Raw genomic sequence first — 20,346 nt, 5'->3', positions numbered from 1 at the left:
GGAGGTGGTGAAGGAGCCGAACGCGGGGCTGGTCGCCGCGATCGACGTGATCGCGGGCGAGCGCCAGGGCATCAACGTCCGCCGGCTGGGCAGGTTCATCGCCCGGCACGAAGGCCGGATCGAACGGGGAAAGCGCTTCGAACGGATGAGCGAGAAGGGTGGCAGCCTGCAATGGCGCGTCGTGATCCCCGAGGGGCCGCAGAAATGAGCGGCGATGCAAGGGGGTTAGGGGGTTTGGAGGGTTTCCTTCAGCCCTCTGCGCGGGAGTGTCAGTCACCGTATCCGCAGCGTGAGGCACATTCCGAGACGCGTGACTCACTGACTGACACTTTCAGGGAACACAGCGGAACGAACCCTCGAAACCACCCTAACCCGCGGATGCCAGGAGACGGCGCGCTGGCGGCGAGAGCGCCACCGCGGAGGCGCGGGAAGGAACAGGCCCTCAGCCTCACAACCAGCCAGCACGTTCAGCCTTGCTCAGGCTGCCCGGGCCACCGTCACGACTGGTGCCATATCTGCCATCAGGAAAAGCACGTGGAAAGAAAGCCAATCCGTTCTTTCAGTCAGTACCTTGAGCGAAAGCGTGCGGAAGAGCTCCGGGAGGAGTTGCTCGATCGAGCACGCTTCCCGGGAGTGCGCGAGGAGTTCCTGCGCGCCGAGCAGAACGACCTGAAGGCGATCAGCGGACTGTCGCTGCCAACGCCCGGCTGGGACATCGGCCTGTTCATCAGTTGGCTCTATCTCGCAGGCTTCCCGCCCATGTGTCTGCGGGAGGCCCTGGCGAACGCCTGGTCGTGCCGCCACCACGAGGTGGTCTGGGCGGCTGGCTCCCGCAACGGGATGCGCAAGCTGTTCCGAGCTGCCGGGTTCGACACTTCGATGCTGCCCGAGGAGTTCACCGTCTGGCGGGGCACGTCCGGTGTAGCGCAGCGTGAAGCCGCACGGGGATGGTCGTGGACCACCCGGCGATCCATCGGCGCGTGGTTCGCAACGTGGCACGAGAAGCAGGGGACGCCGCTGCTGCTGCGGCGCACCGTGCGGCGCCGCGAGGTGATGTACTCCACGGACGACCGGGACGAAGCGGAGTGTGTCCTGTCGGGGGTTGGCCCCTGTGTGATCGACGGTGATGTCGAGGAGTGGCGCCAGCTGGCGGAGGAGGTGAACCGCCAGCGGCGGATCGAGATGCAGGAGCGGCTGAGGACCTACCAGGGGGGTGGCAAATCCCTGCAGCCCTCGTGAACAGGACCGAACTTGCCCGTTCATCCTGCTACCTGCGTGAATTGGCCTATCGGGGAGTAGAAACCATGCCCAGAGTCTCGACTGACGCGTTGGCGACCGCGAACCTGCTTCCCAAGACCAGGCCGCCGGCACCGCCGCGGCATCTCAAGCGGGAGGCGCAGCAGCATTGGCGGCAGATCGTGGCAACCCGGCCGGCCGACTACTTCTCGGCAGGGAATCTTCCACTGCTTGAGCAGTACTGCCGAGTTCTCGTGTTGCTGCATCAGGCGGGCGATCTGCTCGACACAATCGATGCCGCGGACGTGGGGCACTTCGCCGAGCAGGCGGCTGTGGTCAGCAGGTTGACGGGCATGGCCGTCACGTTGGCCACCAAGCTGCGCCTGACGATCCAGTCGAACGTACGTGGTGATGCGGGTGTCCTGAAGGAGAGGCCGAGACCTCGTTCCCCTCTGCTCGGTGGCAGTATCACGTCCCTGCACAGGGGTTGACACCCCTTACCCCGAAGGCCGCAGAGGTTTGGGGCGAGCCAACGCTGGTAGTGTTCGGCACCTCTTCCGCCGCCCTCTCATAAAGTGGAATGTCTTCATGGTGCCTCCCTGTCCACAGTCTGGATTAGTCCAGGCCGCGAGATAATGAGATTAGAGGACAGGTAAAGTTCCTGGATGACAGTTCCCGTGCTCAGCAGGGCTCATAGGTGGCAGAATCTATTCTGGAGACCGGCTACAACGCCGTTGTAATGGCGGTAGTCCGATCGGCGAACACATGCGGAGGTGTGCCAACATCAGGTCGGCGAGGGCCACAGAAGTGTTGGGCGCACTATCGCCACCGAGGCGTCGTGGCGAGACGTAGGAGGGTGTAGACATGGTACTGCAGCGAGAATTCCGAGCTATCGTGCAGGTCCGCACCGAGGCCGGTCCGGCGTTTTGGCCGGCGCTCTGTGAGAAGTCGGTGCAGGCGGTGGTGGATGGCGGCCTGCCCAGCGCCCGCGCTCTGCTGCGCGACCGCATTAATGCCACAAGGGGCTTTGCCCAACTCGGCCGCGTCATGGGTATCCTGGATAAATCGCTGGACCTCATGTTTGGCCCCCACGGGAATCCGCGTGCGGAGATCCTGCGGGCTGTGCACGACAATCTGTGGGGAGCGATGACCCTGAGGCCGACAAGGCCATGGGAGCGTTGCCGAGAAGCGGTGGTGGCATGACGCTCCGCTTCTGTGTGGGCGGCGCCGACCGTCCAACGCCTGCCAGGGTAATGGCGTGGGATCGCAGGCGCGCGGCCATCCATGAAGCCGGGCACCTGGTTATGGCACGGCACCTGGGTATCCGTGATGGCTGGGCGGTGATCTTTCCTCGCCCGGACGCTGCTGCGGATGACAAGACGTGGGGCGGTCGGTTCAGCTTCTCTTCCGAAAAGGCTGCCTCCTTCTCCCTCCGAAAGCGCGCGATGCTGCACGTCGCTGGGTGTGTGGCCGAGGCAGTGTGGGCGCGTCGAAACGGCGGTGAGTCGGAGTGGTGGGCGGATACTCTGGCTTGGCCGGAGGCCATGTCCGGCAGCGATTGGGCTGGGACAGGCTGCAATCCTGGAGAACCAACAGCCAAGCTGCTGAAGGCTGCTGAAGAGGTGGAGCGGTTGTTGGAGCCTGGAACGGGAAAGCTGTGGCCAGTACTGATGGTGTCGGCACGAGAGTTGCTGAGGAAAGGAGTGGCCGCGTGAAGGAAAATCTGAGGCACTTCGGCTTGCTGGCCTACCGAAACCTCGGGCAGCAGCATAGCAGGAAGCCAAATTTAAGCCGCGAGGGGCGGCCTCATTTACCGAGGAAGCTCTCGCGGTGGTTAACAATGAATGTTCTAGCTTCCCGATTGAGGTCGTGAAGTGGGAGACTGCCGCGAAAGACTCGTCCGCGCACGGCAAGCTGGACGTTTCGTTGGCCGAGTGAGCACTCGCCGGATGAGCGTCCCGACGAGGAACATATCGATGTTCCTGCTGGTGTGCTCGGCGTCCGGTCGTAGGCCATACCCCGCTCGGGTCCTGGATCACCTCTACGCGGAACGGACGGACATCTGAGAGAGCGGTGTCAGGCTGCTGCCCGCCGTGCTGCCTTCTGACGCTCGGCTACCTCCAGCACCAGCCTGGCTGCCGCCATGGCACCACCACCGCTGGTGACTAGGTCATGCCAGCAGTAACTCAACCAACATTCAGAAAAGCCCGATTGGAGGATAGCGAGTAGACATGTGCTGCTTCAACGCTCTTACCTGCCGTTCTCGGTCCGTTATGTAATCCCTGGTCACAGGGACAGCGTCTGACCTCTTGGCAAGTTGCATCTGGAAGACCATCATCGAGCCACAACGAAATCCGACCTCGCACAGCGCCAGATAGAACTCCCACATTCGGAAGAACCGTTCGTCGTAGAGCTTGACAATGTTCTGCCGATTGGCAACGACCCGATTGCGCCAGTGACGTAGCGTTTCTGCGTAATGTAGCAGGAGTATCTCCACATCGGTGACAATTAAGTCTGTCTGTCCCAGCGCGGCAAAGACCTCGGAGAGCGATGGAAGATCAGCCCCGGGGAATATATACTTGCTAATGAACGGATTTATTGGCGACGGCGTTTCCGATCGCCCAATAGAATGTAGTAGAGCAACGCCATTGGCATCGAGCAATCTATCGACAGTTTTAAAGAACTCGCTGTAATTTTTTCGCCCTACATGCTCAAACATGCCGACTGAAACCACTCGATCAAACATGCCTGTCTGTTCGCGATAATCACGTAGATGAAACTGCACGCGGTTATCCAGGCCCGCCGCTGCTGCACGCATCTGCGCCATCTTATGTTGCTCAACACTCAAGGTGATTCCGGTGACTTCAGCATCCGCCTCTTCAGCGAGATATAGGCCCAGCCCGCCCCAGCCAGAGCCAATGTCGAGTATTTTTAGATCTTTCTGTCCGAGAAGAAGTTTAGTTGCAATATGACGCTTCTTGTTTTCTTGTGCGGCATTTAAATTTTCAGTTCCGTTTATAAAATAGGCGCAAGAATATTGACGATCTTCATCAAGAAATAGGGTGTATAGCTCATCAGATAGATCATAGTGATGGGCAACGTTGCGCCTAGCCCGTCCGACTGGATTGCTCTGCCTGAGGCGTCGCATTGTGTGTGACCAAAGCGAGAACCAGGCCGGTTTGTCACTGTAGTTCGTCGCCGCGATTTCAAGTAGGTCGAGAAGTGTCCCCTCTTCAATAGTCAGCAGGCCATCCATGTAGGCTTCGCCAATCGATAGCTCGGGGTTCAGAGCGAGCGTGTAATCGAGGTGGCGGGCGCCAAGGCGGACGGTGCAGCGAGGCAGGGAGCCGTCGCCATACTCATGGGTCCGGCCGGAACCGTCGATCAGATGGAGACTGCCGACGCGAACGACTGAATGTAGGATCGCAGGAAATAGCATATAGCTGTCCTCCGCCTCTGGATGAGGTGGCGGTCAATGCGCTTGGTGCGACCTAGAATAGATGCCGAGGCCTAAAGAGGTTCCCTTAGGTACGTCCCCCCATCCTCCCGGGAACGCCGTCGCTCCACGATCATTGTCATTCCGGAGCGTGCATGGACAGAGGTAGCCGGGTCAATGAGATCGAGAGGGGGGCGACCGACGCTATCTCGAAGGGTTGAAAGGTGAGCCATTGTTCGCACCAACGACAGGGATCCGGCGTTTCCTGCCGGAAGTGCTCACCTACACGTCCAATCTATCTGGCAAAGCTGGGGCGAGGGGTTCTTGCGCCGATCTCCCCGACCTTCAGTCTGGCAGTTGAAGGCACTTGCAGAAGGGGTAGCTGAAGGGATCCGCTCGGTCGGGCTCGAGCTGGATGAATTGATACTGCGGCTTCGCGCTGCTACGCGCTGGCAAAAGGCAGCTCGAACGCCTCGGGCAGTGTCATTAACCTGCGCGGAGCCCCCCGACTTGCAATAGTAAGCTTGGCACTGTGGGCCAAGTTAAAGAAACTACGTGTTCGGGGCAGATCGGTATGCGCACTGTTGAGCAGAATGCCTTTTTGTTAATTATTATTTTGATATCGCTGGCGTTCGCGTGGCTTCTTTGGCCATTCTATGGTGCGATTCTATGGGGAACCATTATTGCAATACTATTTGTTCCGTTGTACCGTAGATTGTTGAGATCGCTGAAGGGGCGCCGTAACCTTGCCGCCTTCGTTGCGGTCCTTATCATCATAGCGATCGTGATTCTGCCAATGACGCTTATCGGTGCGTCGTTGACCCAGGAAGCCATAAGCTTCTACGCAAAGGTCCAGTCGGGAGAGGTGGATTTTGTCCGGTCCTTCCGGCAGGTCCACGATGTCTTGCCTGGATGGGCAACCGATCTGCTAACCTACTTCGGCGTTGCGAGCCTCGGAGGGGTGCAGGAAAAACTCTCCGCCGGCCTCGTGGCCGGCAGCCAGTACATCGCTACCCAAGCCCTGAACATTGGCCAGAGCACGTTCGATCTCATCGTGAACCTGTTTGTCATGATATATCTACTATTCTTCCTGCTCCGCGACGAGGCCACACTATCCAAACGTATCCGAGATGCAGTTCCGTTGCGCGCCGAGCAAAAGCAGGACTTCTTCAGCAAATTCACGGTCGTCATCCGTGCCACGGTCAAGGGCAACATGCTCATAGCCCTTCTGCAGGGAACGCTTGGCGGGTTGATATTCTGGTTCCTTGGAATTGGCGCCCCGCTGTTATTGGGAGTAGTGATGGCCTTCTTCTCACTGCTGCCCGGGATAGGTGCAGGCATAATCTGGCTTCCGGTTGCAATCTACCTTCTGGCGAGCGCGGCTGTCTGGCAGGGCGTAGTCCTAATAGCGTTCGGTTCACTCGTCATTGGACTTGTCGATAACTTCTTACGTCCGATCCTGGTGGGTAAAGACACTAAGATGCCTGACTATGTTGTGCTTATCTCCACGCTAGGCGGTATCGCGACTTTCGGGCTCAACGGATTTGTCGTCGGTCCGGTCATCGCGGCCATGTTTATCGCGGCATGGGACATATTCACGGCGTCGAGACAAGGCGTTGACGGCGACGGCACCGTGCGTTGAAGCCAGAGAAAGGACCGTGTTCGTGGAACGACATAGCGGTGGTCCCGATCGTGTTCTGACAGTCGGGCCCCAATTAGCTGAGGTGTCCTCTTAGCCTCCTTGTCTTGCATCCTGAGCAGGTTCAGGCTGCGGACCGGGAGGAAGATCAATGGCCGAAGCAGCGCGCAAGGTGGTGGCCAAGGACGCCAACGAGAAGCTGGCACATCGACGACTGACGGTGCTGGAACTGGCCGAGCGGCTGAACAACGTTACCGAGGCCTGCCGGCGCGGCGGGATCGACCGGACCAGCTTCTACGACTGGAAGCGGCGCTTTCAGACCCACGGCCTCGATGGGCTGAAGGACCTGCCACCGATTGCGAAGTCCCACCCGATGACCACGCCACCTGAGGTGGTGGCGCGGATCGAGGCCCTGGCGCTGGAGCATCCGGCCTACGGGTGCAACCGGATCGAGGCGCTGTTGGCCCTGGAAGGCCGCCGGGTCTCGGCGATCACGATCCAGAAGATCCTCAACGACAAAGGTCTGGGCAGCCGGCATGAGCGCTGGCTGGCGCTCGAGCGGCAGAACGCCGATCAGGTGATCGAGCTTTCTCCGGAGCAGGTGGCGTTTTTGGAGAAGCTCAATCCCTGCTTCAAGGAGCGCCATGTCGAGAGCGAGCGGCCGGGCCAGTTGCTCTCGGCCGACACCTTCATGGTCGGTGTGCTCAAGGGCATCGGTCGGGTCTACCTGCACGCGGTGGTCGATACCTATGGCTCCTATGCCTTCGGCTTCCTGCACGTCAGCAAGCAGCCCGAGGCGGCGGTGGCGGTGCTGCACAACGACGTCCTGCCGTTCTACGAGCGGCTTGGCCTGGTCGTGGGCGCCGTGCTGACCGACAATGGGCGTGAGTTCTGCGGTACCGAGAGGCACCCCTACGAGCTCTATCTCGCCCTCAACGACATCGAGCACCGGAAGACCAGGGTGCGCACCCCGCGCACCAACGGCTTCGTCGAGCGCTTCAACGGCACCGTGCTGGAGGAGTTCTTCCGCCCGGTCATGCACGCCAGACTGTTCGAGAGCGTCGAGGCCCTGCAGGCCGACCTGGATGCCTGGCTCGCCCACTACAACCACGAGCGACCGCACCTGGGCTACCGCAACCAGGGAAGGCGGCCTTGGGAAACCGTCGAGCAGTTCGTCAGACAAGGAGGTTAAGAGGACAGCTGAGATTTCCCAAGAAGGCCGCCGGATGCGCTAGGCGCGCATCACCCGCACGATCGCCTGGACCAGGCGGCGCTCACCGACGGGCTTGCCGATACTGACCGCCTCGGCCAGGACCGCGTTGCCCTGCAGCCGCGACGGCTGGTAGGCGGTCACCACCACGAACGGGATGTTCTGCCGCGCCAGCGCTTCCGCCACCGGCGTCACCATCACGCCATGGAGGTTGACGTCGAGCACAGCGACGTCCGGAAGCCGGGTGCCCAGCAGGTCGAGCGCTTCCTCGACGCTGGTCACCGGCCCCAGCACCTGCCAGCCCTGCGCCAGGATGATGGCCTCCAGCTCCATGGCGAGCAGGAACTCGTCCTCGACCACCAGCACCAGAGGCGTGGGTGATGGTGCATGTGAACCCGCCCGGTCGGGCACCGATCCTCCTGATGCTCAGCGCATCGGCAGGTTGATCTCCGCCTGCAAACCGCTGGTTGCGAAGGACAGTTCCGCCCGCCCGTGCAGATCGCGCGCCGCTGCGTCGATCAGCCGGGTGCCGAAACTGTGGGTGGCCGGCTGCTGCACCGTCGGCCCACCTTCCTCGCGCCAGCGCAGCGCCAGGTGCTGATCACCCGCCGCACCGCTCAGCGTCCAGCCGACCCGCACCCGGCCACCCGGCACCGACAGGGCGCCGTGCTTGACGGCATTGGTGCCGAGCTCATGCAGGATCATGCCGAGCGGCAGCACCTGATCAGGCGCCAGCTCGACGCGCGGGCCGGCCTCGATGACCACCGCCTCCGTGCCCAGCATGGTGGAGATGCGCGCGGCCAGCTCGTGCAGGTCGGGGCGGACCTGGCCGGGCAGGGACAGGTCATAGGTCTGGCTGAGGGCGTCCAGCCGGCCGAGGAAGGCATCCCGGTAGTCCTGCGCGGAGCGGTCCGTCACCTTAGTCTGGCGCGCCAGGGCCTGGACGATTGCCAGCAGGTTCTTCAGCCGGTGCTGGATCTCGCCGATCACCAGATCCTTCTGGTGGTTGATCCGGCGGCGCTCGGTGACGTCCTCGATGACGATCAGCAGGTTCTGGCCGTTGTTGTCGGGATGGAACAGGCGCTTGGCGCTGAGCAGCATGATGCGCTCCCCGATGCCCGGGAAGGCGTGGCTCAGCTCGTAGTCGAGAACGGCGTGCGCCTTGGGCACCACCTCCTGGAGCAGGGTGCGCAGCTCGGGGATGTTCCACTGCCCGTTGCCCAGCTCGTAGATGGGCCGGCCGACCGTCTCGTCGCGGCTGACCTTGAAGGTCTCAAAGAACGCGCGGCTGGCACTGTGCACGCACAAGGCCTGGTCGAGGACCAGCAAGGGATCGTCGATGGTGTCCACGATGCCCTGGGCCTGGACATGCTCAGTGCGCAGCAGGCGGTAGAGGTCTTCCAGGTTCACAGCCGCACCTTCCCGCGCGAAGAAGCCGAAGCGCACTTTGTGCGCATGAGGTCGCCTTACTATGGTCGCCTCGACTCCTCGCGGGCAACTGTGTTGGCTGCCGGAAGGGAGGCGCCTTAAGTCCTTCAATCCCGCCTCAGTCAGGCGGCGGATGGCTCCCTCAGCCGCACGCCTAGTCCGCTACTGATGCCTTGCCGGCTGCAAATGCGGCCTTCCCTACTGTTCGGCGCTGTCAGCGGCGTTGAACTCGCTGAAAGTGGCCCAGATCCGTTCAACGATGGTTTCGTCCTCGATGTCCACCGATACCTCGATGTAGCCGTTCAAGGCTGGACCGCCTTCATCCTCCGAAGCCGGCACATCGGCCTCATCATCCGAGCCGGCCTTTACCTCCCCAGCGGTATTGTCGGCACCGGCAGCGCTGACAAAGATATCGGTTCGTTCCAGTCCATGTTCCTGCACCATGCGCTCCACTGCCATTTCAGCATCGCGCCGGGTCTTGAACCTGCCGATGAGGGTCGTGCTCATGTGTTCCTCCTTGGCAGCGGATGGCAGTCTCTAATGTGACAGCCTGCCCTGCTGTCTCACAACCAAGGGCTGGCGCGTAAGTGCCAGGAGTTGATGACCTGCCTGCACCAGCGTCCAGGGTGATCGATCGCATGTGCGCCGACGCCAGATCCTTGATGAACTCATGCACGGGCACTGGCGGATGCAGGACTGCCCTTGGTGCGGAGCTAGGACTCGGCAGGGGACGCCATGCTGACCGCAAGGGGTGGCGGACAAGACGCGCTGCCGGATGCATGGCAGGCGAAGGCTGGTGGGGGCCGAGCGGACAGCCAACGACCGCTGGTGGACCGGGCGGCGCAGCCGAGAGGCCAAGGAGTTGCGCCAGGTGGCGGCAGTTGCTGCGGAAGGCGGCAGCGTTGACTGAACGATCCTGACGAGGATGGCCACCAGACTACCCAGAAGGGATGGGCGATCGCGCGCCGTCTAACGGGGAGGGGGCAGCAATTCTTCGAAGCAGACCGGCTCCGGTACCGGACCGCCCTCCGTACATGCACATTTGCGAAACTGGGCATCCGGGGTCGGATTTTCCGTGGGTCCGGGGGCCTATGCATGGTGCGCTGGCGCGAGCGTCCTTTAGCTGCAGGGTCTCCTTAAGGGGCAGCGGCAAGCGCCAGCACAGCAACGGGTTAGAGGCTTTGCCGGGCGTGCATGCCATGCGGGAACTCGCGAGGTGCGTGTTGTCCAACACCAGGAAGCTGGCAAGGTATCCGAACGTGGCGGGTCCTCCGAATGCCGGGCTGCCATACGGGGTCCGCGGCCGCGCGGCATCCCCAGCCACAGGAATACCCAGGGAGTTGCTGTAGACATCGGAACGCTTGGCGCGGTCGGACACGGCGGCATCATCTGTCATGACCGAGGCAGGAAAGGCTCGAGACGACGCGGCAACGTGCTGGTGCGCCGGCACCATGCCTACTGCGGCAACGAGCGGATGTGAGCCGATCGATATCTTGCCGCTGGCCGGAGGCCGGAAACCGCGGCGGGCCTTGCTCTCCATGCGCTCACCAGCAGTTTCTGGCTGGTGAGCAAAACGCACTCAACTCTTTGAATTCGTCGGTCGGAGTGGTCAGATTTGAACTGACGACCCTCTGCTCCCAAGGCAGGTTATCTCATGATCTAGGTGTGAAGTGCGGCTAGGTATAAGATGCACTACCTTCTCCCGGTGCTGACCTACTAGGCCGAAGATGGAAGACCACCATCCAAAGAGGCCGTTGGGACCAAAATTGGTACCACGGAACAGCGCACCAAAAACTTCAACGCAACTTGAGCGACTTAGCCGCTGATGCTGGCGGAGGGAACGGGATTCGAACCCGTGAGGAGTTGCCCCCAACACGCTTTCCAGGCGTGCGCCTTAAACCGCTCGGCCATCCCTCCGGTTTCGGCTGGCGATGGCTTCTAGCGGCTGCCATCTTCCCCCGCAACCCGCAGCCGCCACCTGGAGCCGCGCTGTTGCCGCCTGGTCCGCCTTTGCCGTCGTTCGTTCCGCCTGCCGCCATGGAATGCGACCCGGGCGCATGAGTGTCGGCGTCATCGGCCGGCTGGACCGGGGCTGCGCCATCCTGGTCACCATCCTGCCGCTCCTGTTCGTGCTGGGCCGGGCGCTCGCCGACGGCGTGGTGATCCTGGTGGCCCTGGCGTTCCTCCTGCGCTCGGCCCTGCTGCGGGACTGGCGCTGGCTGCGCGAGCCCTGGGTGATGGTGGCGCTGGCCTGGGTCGCCTGGCTGACCTTTGGCGGCCTGTTCTCCGCCGATCCTGCCGAGGCCAGCAAGAAGGGCCTCTTGCAGATCCGCTTCGTGCTGTCCGCGGCCGCCCTCGCCGCCCTGCATCTGCGCGACCGGGCGATCCGCCGGCGCTTCCTTCTGGCCCTGGCCGCTGCCGTGCTGCTGGTCGCGGCCGACTGCCTGGTGCAGGTCACCACCGGCTTTTCCCTGACCGGCCAGCCACTGCCCGAGGCCTACCGCCTGTCCGGCCCGTTCTCCGCGCAAAAGGCCGGCACCTTCCTCGGCAAGACGGGCTTCCTGGCCCTCCTGCCGCTCCTGGCCCTGGCCGGGCAGCGGCGACTGCCGGCCTCCGTGCCGCTCGCCTGCCTGTTGGCGCTGGGCCTGGTGATCCTATTGACCGGGGAGCGCTCGGCGCTGCTCACCTTCGGCCTGGGCTGCCTCGTCTGCCTGGTCGGCCTGCCGGTGCTGCGCCGCTTTCTCCTGCCGGCCGTGGTGCTGGGGGTGGTGGGGCTGGGCGTGGTGGCGGTGGCCCACCCGATCCTGATCGAGCGCTTCGTCACCCACACCGTCGACGATCTCGACGGTTTCGCCGACAAGCGCTACGGCCAGATCCTGCGCAGCGGCCTGGCCCTGTTCACGGAGCAGCCGATCACCGGGATCGGCGTTTCCGAGTTTCCCAAGCGCTGCCCGGCACCGGAACTGGCCGCGATCGGGCCGGTCGAGGTCCGCTGTGTGAGCCATCCGCACCATCCCTGGATGGAGATGCTGGTGGAGGGCGGGGTGGTGGCGCTCGCACTCTGGCTGGGGCTGCTCGCCGCCTGGCTCTGGCGCTTTGCGCAGGGCGGCCGGCTGGTGCTGGTGGCGGGACTGGCGGCCATGCTGCCGTTCGCTTGGCCGCTCATGACCAGCATGTCCCTGTTCACCACCTGGAATGCGGTGCTGTGGTGGCAGGCAGCGGCGCTATACCTGGCACTGGCCCCGATGCGTGGGGCGGGCGGGCCGCTCAGGCCCGGCTGATGAGGCTGGCGGCAATGGCCCGGCCCTCGGCCGCGAGGTCGCCTTCTGCAATCGGCCGGCCGGCGCGCCGGTACCAGTAGCCGGCATTGCCGAGATCGCCCTCGACCCGGTGCAGCCAGGCATGCACCCAGTCGGCATCCGGCTTGCCCTCGTTCTCCTGGACGATGCCGTGCGCCTCGTCCCAGCGATCCACCAGCCCGAACCAGACCGCGCGCAGGGCGGGCGCCAGGCCGGCCGGCGGCGCCGGGCCATCCAGCGACGTCAGGAAGGCGGCGATATCGGGCGGGGTGGTCAATGGAGCTGGCCTCGCTCGCGCAGGTCGTTCAGTTGCGGCATGCGAGGCGCCGACTCGGCATGCTCCTGGGCCTTCTTGCGCTCCAGCTCCAGGATCGCCTTCTGCAGCTTCTCGAACGCGCGCACCTCGATCTGGCGCACCCGCTCGCGGCTCACCCCGTATTTCTCGGAGAGCTGCTCCAGCGTCGTCGGCTCCTCCTTCAGGCGCCGCTCGGTCAGGATGTGCTGCTCGCGCTCGTTGAGTACCGACATGGCCTCGGCCAGCAGGGCCTCGCGATGGCCGCGCTCGTCCGCCTCGGCGATCGAGCGGTCCTGAGTCTCCCGCTCGTCCTCCAGCCAGTCCTGCCACTCGCTCTCGCCCTCGACCCGCAAGGGCGCGTTCAGGGAGTGGTCGGGCCCCTCCAGGCGCCGGTTCATGTCGATCACGTCCTGCTCGGTGACCGCCAGCGTGTCGGCGATCGCGCGCACCGTGTCCGGGTGGAGGTCGCCCTCCTCCATCGCCTGCATCTGCGACTTCAGCCGGCGCAGGTTGAAGAACAGCTTCTTCTGCGCAGCCGTGGTGCCCATCTTCACCAGTGACCAGGAATGGAGGATATATTCCTGGATGGCGGCCTTGATCCACCACATCGCATAGGTGGCGAGCCGGAAGCCGCGCTCCGGGTCGAAGCGCTTGACCGCCTGCATCAGGCCGACATTGCCCTCGGAGATGATCTCCGACATGGGCAGGCCATAGCCACGATAGCCCATCGCGATCTTCGCCACGAGCCGCAGGTGGGAGGTCACCAGCTTGTGCGCCGCATCGGCATCCTCATCGTCGCGCCAGCGGCGCGCGAGCATGTACTCCTCCTCCGCCGACAGCATCGGAAACCGGCGGATCTCGTCGAGGTAACGGGACAGCCCGCTGCCTTCGAGGGCGACCGTCGGAAGACCGGCCATGGCACTCCTTCTCCTGCGTTTGCAAAGGGCCCGGCATTCCGGACCGATGGGGTCTAGATAGCGTACCCCGATCGACCTTGCCAGAAGAGCGGTGCCGTGGCGGCGGTTCCGCCGCAACCCCGACGTGCTCAGCCGGGCGGGCCGTCCGCGACGAAGGTGCTCAGGACCTCGTCGAACACAGGCGGCGGCGGCAGGTCGAACTCCAGGCGCTCCCCGGTGATCGGATGGTCGAAGCCCAGCCGACGCGCATGGAGCAGGATCCGGTCCAGCCGCTCGACCACCGGCCGCGCGGCTTCCGGCAGGTCGCCAGTGCGCCTTGGGCCATAGAGCCGGTCGCCCAGGATCGGGTGGCCGAGGCTCGCCAGGTGAACGCGGATCTGGTGGGTCCGGCCGGTCTCCAGCCGGCACTCGACCCTGGCCGCACGGGTGCCGGCTGCCGCCAGCCGCCGCCAGTGGGTGACCGCGCGCTTCCCGCCGCTGCGCACGATCGCCATGCGCTTGCGGTCGAACGGGTCACGGCCCAGCGGGCGGTCGACCGTGCCCTCGGCCTTGGTCGGCAGGCCGCGCACGATCGCCTCGTAGATCCGGTGGATCGAGTGGACGGTGAACTGGCCGGAAAGCAGGGTATGCGCGCGGTCGTGCTTGGCGACCACCATCACCCCCGACACGTCCTTGTCGAGCCGGTGGACGATGCCGGGCCTGGCCACCCCGCCGATGCCCGAGAGCGTGCCGCCGCAGCGTGCCAGGAGGGCATTGACCAGCGTGCCGTCGTCATGGCCCGGCCCGGGATGGACCACCAGCCCGGCAGGCTTGGCGACCACGATCAGATGCTCGTCCTCGAACAGGACGCCAACCTCGATGTCCTGGGCGGCCGGGACCGCCGGCGTCGGGGGCGGCACGGCCAGCCGGTAGCTCTCGCCGGCGCGGACCTTGCGCGAGGCCTGGCTCACCTTCTGGCCGTCGCGCAGGAGCTGGCCCTGGTCCAGGAGTGCCTGGATGCGCGAGCGGGACAGATCGGGTAGGACCGCGGCCAGCCAGGCGTCCAGCCGCCGCCCGGCATCGGCCGGCTCGACCACCAGCGCAAAGCTGGTGGGCGCCGCCTTGTCCGCTGCGGTCTTGTCTGCCGCTACCTCGTCTGCCACCGCCGCATCCACGCGTGCATCCTGTTCGGAACCTTGATCCATGGGCGAGACCGCCACCCGCATTCTCCTGGGCTTCGTGATCGCCGGCGCGGTCGTGCTGGTGGCCGGAGTCGTCCTTCTCATCTGGCTGCTCGCGACCGGCGCGCAAGGCCGGCGTGCTCCCGCCACCGACGAGCCGCCCGTCGTCCGGCTCGCACCCGGCCAGCGCATCTTGAGCCTGTCGCGCGGCCCGGACGACCTGGCCATCCTGCTGGAGGACGAAGCTGGCCGCCAGGTGCTGCGCCTGCTCGACCCGGACAGCGGCGCCACTCTCCACGACCTGCCGGTGACGACTGCGCCATGAGCGAGCCCGCAAAGGAGGCCGGAGGCGAGCCGCTGGAGGTCCGGATCGAGGCCCTGGGCGGGCGGGGCGACGGCATCGCCCGGCTGGAAGACGGCAGCCGCCTGTTCGTGGCTGGGGCCCTGCCAGGCGAGCGCGTCCTGGTCCGGCCGGAGCGGCACAAAGGCGAGCAGCGTGCGCGGCTCGCGGCGGTGCTGGCGGCCGCGCCCGAGCGGGTGGATCCGCCATGCCCGCATTTCGGGCGCTGCGGCGGCTGCCGGCTGCAGCATCTGGCACTGCCCGCCTATGCGGCCTTTCTCGAACAGCGGATTCGAGCGGCCCTCGAGGCGCGCGGCCTTCAGGATGTGCTGATCGAGCCGGTCGAGCTGTCCCCGCCCGCCAGCCGCCGCCGGCTGCGCCTCGCCTGGCGCCGCGTGGGCAAGAGCGTGGTGCTGGGCTTGCGCGAGGCCCGCTCCCCGCGGATCGTCGACCTGACGACCTGCCTCATCGCGCGGCCAGCGCTGGTGGCCCTGCTGCCCTCACTGCGAACCCTGCTGGCCGCACTCAGCACCGCCGAGGGCGAGATCGCCCTGGAGGACAGCGCGGCCGGAGTAGATGTGGTGGTGATCACCCAGAAGCCGCTCGCCACGCCCGACCGGATCCGGCTGGCCACTGCATTACCCGAGCTACCGGGCGTCTGTCGGATCTCCTGGCGGAGTGCTGCCGGTCGCGAGAGCGAGCCGGTCGCCGCGGCGGCGGTGCCCGTCGGGCAGCATGGGCCGATCCGCATCGAGCTGGTGCCCGGCGGCTTCCGGCAGGCCACCGATGAAGGGCTCGTGGCCATGCGCCGTTTCCTGAACCGCCATCTGGCCGGTGCCCGCCACGTGCTCGACCTTTACGGTGGCACGGGCGCCCTAGGCTTGGCGCTGGACCCGCTGCCGGCCCGGCTGGAGGTGGTCGAGGGCGACCAGGCGGCCACCGCCACGCTCGCCCGGGCACTGGGCCAGGGCATCAGGGGCAGCCGGGTGACGGTCCGGCATCGCGACCTGGAACGGGACCCGCTCCAGCCGGCCGAGCTGCGCTCTGTGGATGCCGTGATCCTGGACCCGCCCCGTGCGGGCGCTAGGCCGCAATGCCTGGTCCTGGCCGGAAGCCGGGTCGGCCAGATCGGCTATGTTTCCTGCGACTCCGGCAGCTTTGCCCGCGACGCCCGCATCCTGGTGGACGGCGGCTATCAACTGGCGGGCGTGCAGCCGATCGGCCAGTTCCTCTGGTCGGACGAGGTGGAGATCGCCGCGATCTTCCACCGTGAACCCGCTTGACCGGACCGCCCCGGCCCTGTAACCAGCGCTCCGACACCGCGACGTCCCCATCGTCTAGCGGTCAGGACGGCGCCCTCTCACGGCGCAAACAGGGGTTCGAGTCCCCTTGGGGACGCCAACTACCTCCGACAGGTAGCAGGCAACCGGCGCCGGACTTATCGGCGCCATGGCCCTCGACGCGATGCTTCCGAAAAGCCTTGTGCAGAACGTGCCGGATGCCTGAGGCTGATCCGAAACCTGCTGCATTAAACCTGCGGTTTCTCGTGCCGGCTCTGCCGCCTGACACCTTTCAGGATGGTGCCACTGCTCATCGCTGCTGATCGAGCAGCGTTCGTGCTTCCTGCAGGTCCCGGATATCGAACCCTTCGGTGAAGGACTGGTACAGCGGCGCAAGCAGATTCCGTGCTTCACGCCGGATGTCCGCGCTGCCGGCTACTCGCCAGAGGCTGCACACTGCCCGCAGTTCCCACAGCTTCGCGCCTTGCGCGCGGGCAAGGGCGAGCGCGTGGCGGATGTCGGCTTCGGCAGCAATTGGATCGGCATCGGGCCCAGATGCCAGGAGCACGCCACGACGGCGGTAGAGCTCCGCCTCGAGCCAGCGCTCCTCATTGCGCTCGGTCTGCCGGAGCGCCTTGTTGAGCTGCCGTAGTTGTTCTGCCTTTGGCCAGCCGCCTCTTTCATAGGCTTCCACCAGCAGCGCCCGGTTGTAGGGCATGAAGATCCTGGTCCTGGTGGCCAGCAATGAGGCCAAGCCTTCACGGATCGTGGCGATGCCTGCTGCCGGCTGCCCATTCTCTGCGAGGGCCCAGCCACAGTAGACCAGGGACTCTCCATGCATCATCGGGAAACCCTGCTCCTGCGTGATCGCCTTGTAGGCCTCCGCCTCCGCCGAGGCTCCCGCCACGTCACCACAGAACTGGGCGACAGCGAAGCAATAGGCACGAACGTAGGCAACCGAGCCCGGGTGCGACAACTCCTGGGCATTGTACAACCCTTCGCGTACCCGTGTCCGGGCTTGGTCAGGGTGGCCCGAAACAAGGAGCGCCAGCGACAGGTAGCTCAGGCTTACGACTCGCGCATCTGCAAAGAACCCGAAGATAGATGATAGCCCTTGTTCATAAAGAGCGAGGATCTGCTCTAGGTGATGGCGTGCTGATTGCAGCTCACCGAGGTGAAACTCGTTCACTCCGACGCTGCGGTGGCCTATCAGGATGGCTTGCGGATCATTCCTGTCCGTTCCCTGACGCAGCAGCTCCTTGCCAGTTGCACATGCCCTTCTGTATTGGCCACGTATGCAGTGGACGGCGCCTTGGGCCAGCAGCATTCGCGCCGGTTGCTCCATGCCCAGCGCGTAGCACAACTCGCTTGTTCGCTCCCAGACCTGCTCGGCCTCGGTCGACCCGTAACCCTTCAAGCTTGAGATGACGGAGCCCAAGGCGACCTGCAGATCGAATTCGCGCCGTTGGCGCTCCGGACCATCCGGCAGCTGGTTCAGCAGGATGAGGGCCTGCGTGAGGTGTACCTTGGCTTCCGTGCCGGCCGAGCGCGCGATCGCTCGCTCACCTGCCTTTTGCCAGTAGGCGATCGCCTCCTCCACCAGCCCAGCCTGGGTGAAGTGGTGGGCGAGCAGCTCCGGCTGGGTGTCCACTACCTCAGGAAAGCGCTGCTCCAGGGCGCGTGCGATCTGGGCGTGCAACTGCCGGCGCCGGCTGCGCAACAGGCTGCGATAGGCTGCGTCCTGCACCAGGGCGTGCTTGAAGATGTAGCGGGCCGCAGGCGGCAGCCCCTGGCTGAAGATCAGCTCGGCCTTCACCAGCTCGGCCAGCGCTAGGCGCAACATGTCTGGCGGCCGCCCGGCCACGGCCGCCAGAAGGTCGAAGGTGAACTCCCGGCCGATCACCGCACCGATCTGCGCCACCTCCTTGACCGGTGCGAGCCGATCGAGCCTGGCGAGGAGCGAGTCGTGCAGCGTGGTCGGGATCGCAAGGGCAGGGGGAGGGCCGCCCGCACCGGCCGGGCCTGTCAGGCCCAGCTCCAGCACGGTCTTGGTCAGCTCCTCCACGAACAGCGGCACGCCATCAGTCTTGGCGATGATCTGCTCCACGACCTCCGGCGCCAGCTTTCTGTCGACCGCCACATGGCTGATGATCGCAGCCACGTGCCTGCGGCTCAGGTTGCCGAGCGGGAGCAGGGCGACATGCGCACGTCCCAGCCAGGGCACCTTGAACTCCGGCCGGCAGGTGATCACCAGAAGTGCCCGGCAGCCTACCATCTGCCCGACCAGCAGGTCGAACAGCTCCAGCGTGGTCGGGTCGATCCAGTGCGAATCCTCCAGGACGAGCAGCACCGGCTGCTCCCTTGCCGCCTGCTCGATCCAGGCCAGCAAGGCCTGGAAGATCCTGGCCTTCTTCTGCTCGGGGGTCAGGTCGGCCAGCGAAGGGGCTGCCGCTGCCGGCAGGCCCAGCAGTTCTGCGAACAGCTCCGCCACGCTCGCAGGATCGTCCAGGCCGGCAGCGAGGTGCGCTTGCAGCCTGGCCAGGCTGTTCTCGGGTGCGTCCTCGCGCGTGACGTCGGTGCTGCGTTGCAACTGGTCGATGACCGGCCACAGCGCGCTGTTGGTATGGTGAGGGGAGCACTGGTAGCGGAAGCTCCTGCATGGTTGGGCCACCACCTGCTCGCACAGGGCCAGGACCAGCCGAGACTTGCCGATGCCAGGCTCGCCGCTGACCAGGACGACCTGGCCCTCGCCCGCCTGCGCCAGGTCCCAGCGTTCCCGCAGCAGGGCAAGCTCGGCCTCCCGGCCTACCAGGGCCGTCGCCCCTTGCGGATGGCGGGCCTGAAACCGGCTGGCCGCGTCAGCCTCGCCGGCAATACCGTAGACACGGACCGGCTGGGCGAAGCCCTTGATCTGCGACAGGCCCAGATCGCGGTAGCTGAACAGGTCGCCTAGGATGGCGTGGGTGCGCTCGGCGATCAGCACTTGGCCGACCTCCGCCAGCTCCTGCAGCCGTGCCGCCAGGTTCGGGGTCTCGCCCACCACCATCCGCTCGCGTGCTTCGGCACTGCCGACCAGATCGCCGACCACCACCAGCCCGGTCGCGATGCCGACCCGGCAGGCAAGCGCCTCCCCGCCACCTTGGAGCTGTGCCACCGCAGTGACGACAGCGAGACCGGCGCGGACCGCTCGCTCGGCCGCGTCCTCGAAGGCTTGTGGCCAGCCGAAATAGACCAGGACGCCGTCGCCCATGTACTTGGCGACATAGCCCGCAAGACGGACAACCTCGTTCTGTACCACCTCCTGATAGGCGCGGATGACCTCGCGCATCTCCTCGGGATCGAGGCATTGGCTGAGTTCGGTCGAACCTTCCAGGTCGACGAACATCACGGTGAGTTGCCGGCACTCGGCCGGCGCATCCGCGAGCACCTGGGTGGCCTGTCCAGTCGCCGCAGCTTCGCTGAGCCCGGCGATGGCGCCCAGCAGGCGGCGCCGATGGCCGACCGAGGCGACACCTATTTCCTTCAGATCCTCGGCCGTCAGCCGGACGAGCAGGTCGGCATCGATATTGTTGTCGCGGAAGGCCTGCTCGTACTGACCAAGCCCCAGCCCATGCAGCCAAACCCCGACATCCATGTCTTACTTCCAGTCGAGGCTGCCGATCCTGTCCGTTTTGTTCACTCTACACGAGAAGTGCACCGAACGCTGCACCGCGGAGTGGCAATGCCGGCCCTCATCGTGGCCGAGGGACCGATGCTATGGCGACGGCACAACCCGACACCGCCAGTTCCGGCTTGTTCGTTGGCAGGGCTCCTCGCGCTGGGGGATGATGGTCCTCCCGCGTCACGGCATGGACCGCCCCTCTACCTCATGCCCAGGCGGCCGATCTGTCCCAGAACGCTCGCAGATATGTCTGATAGCAAGAGAAGGAACGCGGATTCATCGGCAAGAGCGAAATGGCCGGCGCGGCAGCGGCCAGTGATGAGGGGCGGCATGCCTTGTTCCATGCTCTGCCGGTGCCTGCTTGTCGGGGGCAGCTCATGGGGTGATTTTTTGGTTGCGGGCCTCTTTTCGTGGGGGTTGCGGTGTCCATATGAGCTGAGCCGGA

18 protein-coding genes and 3 tRNA genes are annotated in these 20,346 nt (G+C 65.1%); 11 read left to right on the top strand and 10 right to left on the bottom strand.

Annotated elements, in window-relative coordinates; translation table 11 throughout:
* From EQG76_RS21645 to EQG76_RS21625, 5 genes are all read left to right on the top strand, one after another.
* Nucleotides 1–208 (top strand): hypothetical protein (locus EQG76_RS21645; RefSeq protein WP_159716397.1); only part of this gene is annotated, 208 nt, incomplete at its 5' end.
* A 326-nt stretch (nt 209–534) separates the two neighbouring features.
* On the top strand, nt 535–1,239 hold the full coding sequence (locus tag EQG76_RS21640) for a hypothetical protein (protein WP_159716396.1): 705 nt from the start codon (nt 535–537) through the stop codon (nt 1,237–1,239).
* Nucleotides 1,236–1,727 carry a hypothetical protein gene (locus EQG76_RS21635; protein WP_159716395.1) on the top strand — a complete coding sequence of 164 codons (492 nt, stop codon included), beginning with the start codon at nt 1,236–1,238 and terminating at the stop codon, nt 1,725–1,727. The genes EQG76_RS21640 and EQG76_RS21635 overlap by 4 nt, the downstream gene beginning before the upstream one ends.
* A 373-nt stretch (nt 1,728–2,100) precedes the next feature.
* Complete coding sequence (locus EQG76_RS21630; RefSeq protein ID WP_159716394.1) at nt 2,101–2,439, top strand: transcriptional regulator; 339 nt, start codon at nt 2,101–2,103, stop codon at nt 2,437–2,439.
* Complete coding sequence (locus EQG76_RS21625) at nt 2,436–2,951, top strand: hypothetical protein (protein WP_159716393.1); 516 nt, start codon at nt 2,436–2,438, stop codon at nt 2,949–2,951. Before EQG76_RS21630 ends, EQG76_RS21625 begins: the two co-directional genes overlap by 4 nt.
* 482 nt (nt 2,952–3,433) lie before the next feature.
* Here the strand turns inward: EQG76_RS21625 and EQG76_RS21620 are convergent, their stop codons facing one another.
* Nucleotides 3,434–4,675: an SAM-dependent methyltransferase gene (locus EQG76_RS21620; protein WP_159716392.1), complete on the bottom strand. Its 1,242-nt coding sequence runs from the start codon at nt 4,673–4,675 to the stop codon at nt 3,434–3,436.
* 571 nt (nt 4,676–5,246) lie between these two features.
* On the opposite strand from EQG76_RS21620, the gene EQG76_RS21615 reads away from it, so the two are divergent.
* Nucleotides 5,247–6,314 carry an AI-2E family transporter gene (locus EQG76_RS21615; protein WP_159716391.1) on the top strand — a complete coding sequence of 356 codons (1,068 nt, stop codon included), beginning with the start codon at nt 5,247–5,249 and terminating at the stop codon, nt 6,312–6,314.
* Between the two features lie 148 nt (nt 6,315–6,462).
* Entirely contained in the window at nt 6,463–7,503 is a 1,041-nt protein-coding gene (locus tag EQG76_RS21610) for an IS481 family transposase (protein WP_159716390.1), read from the top strand.
* A gap of 39 nt (nt 7,504–7,542) precedes the next feature.
* Here EQG76_RS21610 and EQG76_RS21605 read toward each other — a convergent pair whose 3' ends face one another.
* From EQG76_RS21605 to EQG76_RS21585, 5 genes are all read right to left on the bottom strand, one after another.
* Nucleotides 7,543–7,932 carry a response regulator gene (locus EQG76_RS21605; protein ID WP_200841005.1) on the bottom strand — a complete coding sequence of 130 codons (390 nt, stop codon included), beginning with the start codon at nt 7,930–7,932 and terminating at the stop codon, nt 7,543–7,545.
* A gap of 15 nt (nt 7,933–7,947) precedes the next feature.
* Nucleotides 7,948–8,931 carry a sensor histidine kinase gene (locus EQG76_RS21600; protein ID WP_159716389.1) on the bottom strand — a complete coding sequence of 328 codons (984 nt, stop codon included), beginning with the start codon at nt 8,929–8,931 and terminating at the stop codon, nt 7,948–7,950.
* A 216-nt stretch (nt 8,932–9,147) separates the two neighbouring features.
* Nucleotides 9,148–9,456, bottom strand: coding sequence for a hypothetical protein (locus EQG76_RS21595; RefSeq protein ID WP_159716388.1), 309 nt, complete (start codon nt 9,454–9,456; stop codon nt 9,148–9,150).
* Nucleotides 9,457–10,550: 1,094 nt separating this feature from the next.
* Nucleotides 10,551–10,652: transfer RNA gene (locus EQG76_RS21590), tRNA-Leu, on the bottom strand.
* A gap of 126 nt (nt 10,653–10,778) precedes the next feature.
* Nucleotides 10,779–10,866: transfer RNA gene (locus EQG76_RS21585), tRNA-Ser, on the bottom strand.
* Between the two features lie 140 nt (nt 10,867–11,006).
* On the opposite strand from EQG76_RS21585, the gene EQG76_RS21580 reads away from it, so the two are divergent.
* The gene (locus tag EQG76_RS21580) at nt 11,007–12,230 is read left to right on the top strand and encodes an O-antigen ligase family protein (RefSeq protein WP_159716387.1); all 1,224 of its coding nucleotides are present in this window, start codon (nt 11,007–11,009) and stop codon (nt 12,228–12,230) included.
* Here EQG76_RS21580 and EQG76_RS21575 read toward each other — a convergent pair.
* The 3 genes from EQG76_RS21575 to EQG76_RS21565 form a co-directional block, all read right to left on the bottom strand.
* Nucleotides 12,217–12,525: a hypothetical protein gene (locus EQG76_RS21575; protein ID WP_235031497.1), complete on the bottom strand. Its 309-nt coding sequence runs from the start codon at nt 12,523–12,525 to the stop codon at nt 12,217–12,219. The two genes, EQG76_RS21580 and EQG76_RS21575, sit on opposite strands and share 14 nt — an antisense overlap.
* Nucleotides 12,522–13,460: an RNA polymerase sigma factor RpoH gene (gene rpoH, locus EQG76_RS21570; RefSeq protein ID WP_159716386.1), complete on the bottom strand. Its 939-nt coding sequence runs from the start codon at nt 13,458–13,460 to the stop codon at nt 12,522–12,524. The genes EQG76_RS21575 and rpoH overlap by 4 nt, the downstream gene beginning before the upstream one ends.
* Nucleotides 13,461–13,588: 128 nt before the next feature.
* Entirely contained in the window at nt 13,589–14,602 is a 1,014-nt protein-coding gene (locus EQG76_RS21565; RefSeq protein WP_235031496.1) for an RluA family pseudouridine synthase, read from the bottom strand.
* A 40-nt stretch (nt 14,603–14,642) separates the two neighbouring features.
* Between EQG76_RS21565 and EQG76_RS21560 the strand changes: the two genes are divergently transcribed.
* The 3 genes from EQG76_RS21560 to EQG76_RS21550 all read left to right on the top strand — a co-directional run bounded on the left by EQG76_RS21560 (nt 14,643) and on the right by EQG76_RS21550 (nt 16,361).
* Nucleotides 14,643–14,945 (top strand): hypothetical protein, encoded by a 303-nt coding sequence (locus EQG76_RS21560; protein WP_159716384.1) that lies wholly within the window; start codon nt 14,643–14,645, stop codon nt 14,943–14,945.
* The gene (locus tag EQG76_RS21555) at nt 14,942–16,243 is read left to right on the top strand and encodes a class I SAM-dependent RNA methyltransferase (RefSeq protein ID WP_159716383.1); all 1,302 of its coding nucleotides are present in this window, start codon (nt 14,942–14,944) and stop codon (nt 16,241–16,243) included. The genes EQG76_RS21560 and EQG76_RS21555 overlap by 4 nt, the downstream gene beginning before the upstream one ends.
* A 43-nt stretch (nt 16,244–16,286) precedes the next feature.
* Nucleotides 16,287–16,361 (top strand) — tRNA-Glu (locus tag EQG76_RS21550).
* Nucleotides 16,362–16,550: 189 nt separating this feature from the next.
* Here EQG76_RS21550 and EQG76_RS21545 read toward each other — a convergent pair.
* Nucleotides 16,551–19,874 carry an ATP-binding protein gene (locus EQG76_RS21545; RefSeq protein WP_159716382.1) on the bottom strand — a complete coding sequence of 1,108 codons (3,324 nt, stop codon included), beginning with the start codon at nt 19,872–19,874 and terminating at the stop codon, nt 16,551–16,553.
* Nucleotides 19,875–20,346: the final 472 nt, after the last annotated feature.

Source organism: Geminicoccus flavidas, from assembly GCF_009806515.1.
Lineage (GTDB): Bacteria > Pseudomonadota > Alphaproteobacteria > Geminicoccales > Geminicoccaceae > Geminicoccus > Geminicoccus flavidus.
This window is presented reverse-complemented; position numbering and strand designations above follow the sequence as displayed.

Coding starts and splice junctions, on each gene's coding strand:
- EQG76_RS21630 (WP_159716394.1), top strand. CDS start 2,101: ATGGTACTGCAGCGAGAATTCCGAGCTATCGTGCAGGTCCGCACCGAG.
- EQG76_RS21625 (WP_159716393.1), top strand. CDS start 2,436: ATGACGCTCCGCTTCTGTGTGGGCGGCGCCGACCGTCCAACGCCTGCC.
- EQG76_RS21620 (WP_159716392.1), bottom strand. CDS start 4,675: ATGCTATTTCCTGCGATCCTACATTCAGTCGTTCGCGTCGGCAGTCTC.
- EQG76_RS21615 (WP_159716391.1), top strand. CDS start 5,247: ATGCGCACTGTTGAGCAGAATGCCTTTTTGTTAATTATTATTTTGATA.
- EQG76_RS21610 (WP_159716390.1), top strand. CDS start 6,463: ATGGCCGAAGCAGCGCGCAAGGTGGTGGCCAAGGACGCCAACGAGAAG.
- EQG76_RS21595 (WP_159716388.1), bottom strand. CDS start 9,456: ATGAGCACGACCCTCATCGGCAGGTTCAAGACCCGGCGCGATGCTGAA.
- EQG76_RS21580 (WP_159716387.1), top strand. CDS start 11,007: ATGAGTGTCGGCGTCATCGGCCGGCTGGACCGGGGCTGCGCCATCCTG.
- rpoH (WP_159716386.1), bottom strand. CDS start 13,460: ATGGCCGGTCTTCCGACGGTCGCCCTCGAAGGCAGCGGGCTGTCCCGT.
- EQG76_RS21560 (WP_159716384.1), top strand. CDS start 14,643: ATGGGCGAGACCGCCACCCGCATTCTCCTGGGCTTCGTGATCGCCGGC.
- EQG76_RS21555 (WP_159716383.1), top strand. CDS start 14,942: ATGAGCGAGCCCGCAAAGGAGGCCGGAGGCGAGCCGCTGGAGGTCCGG.
- EQG76_RS21545 (WP_159716382.1), bottom strand. CDS start 19,874: ATGGATGTCGGGGTTTGGCTGCATGGGCTGGGGCTTGGTCAGTACGAG.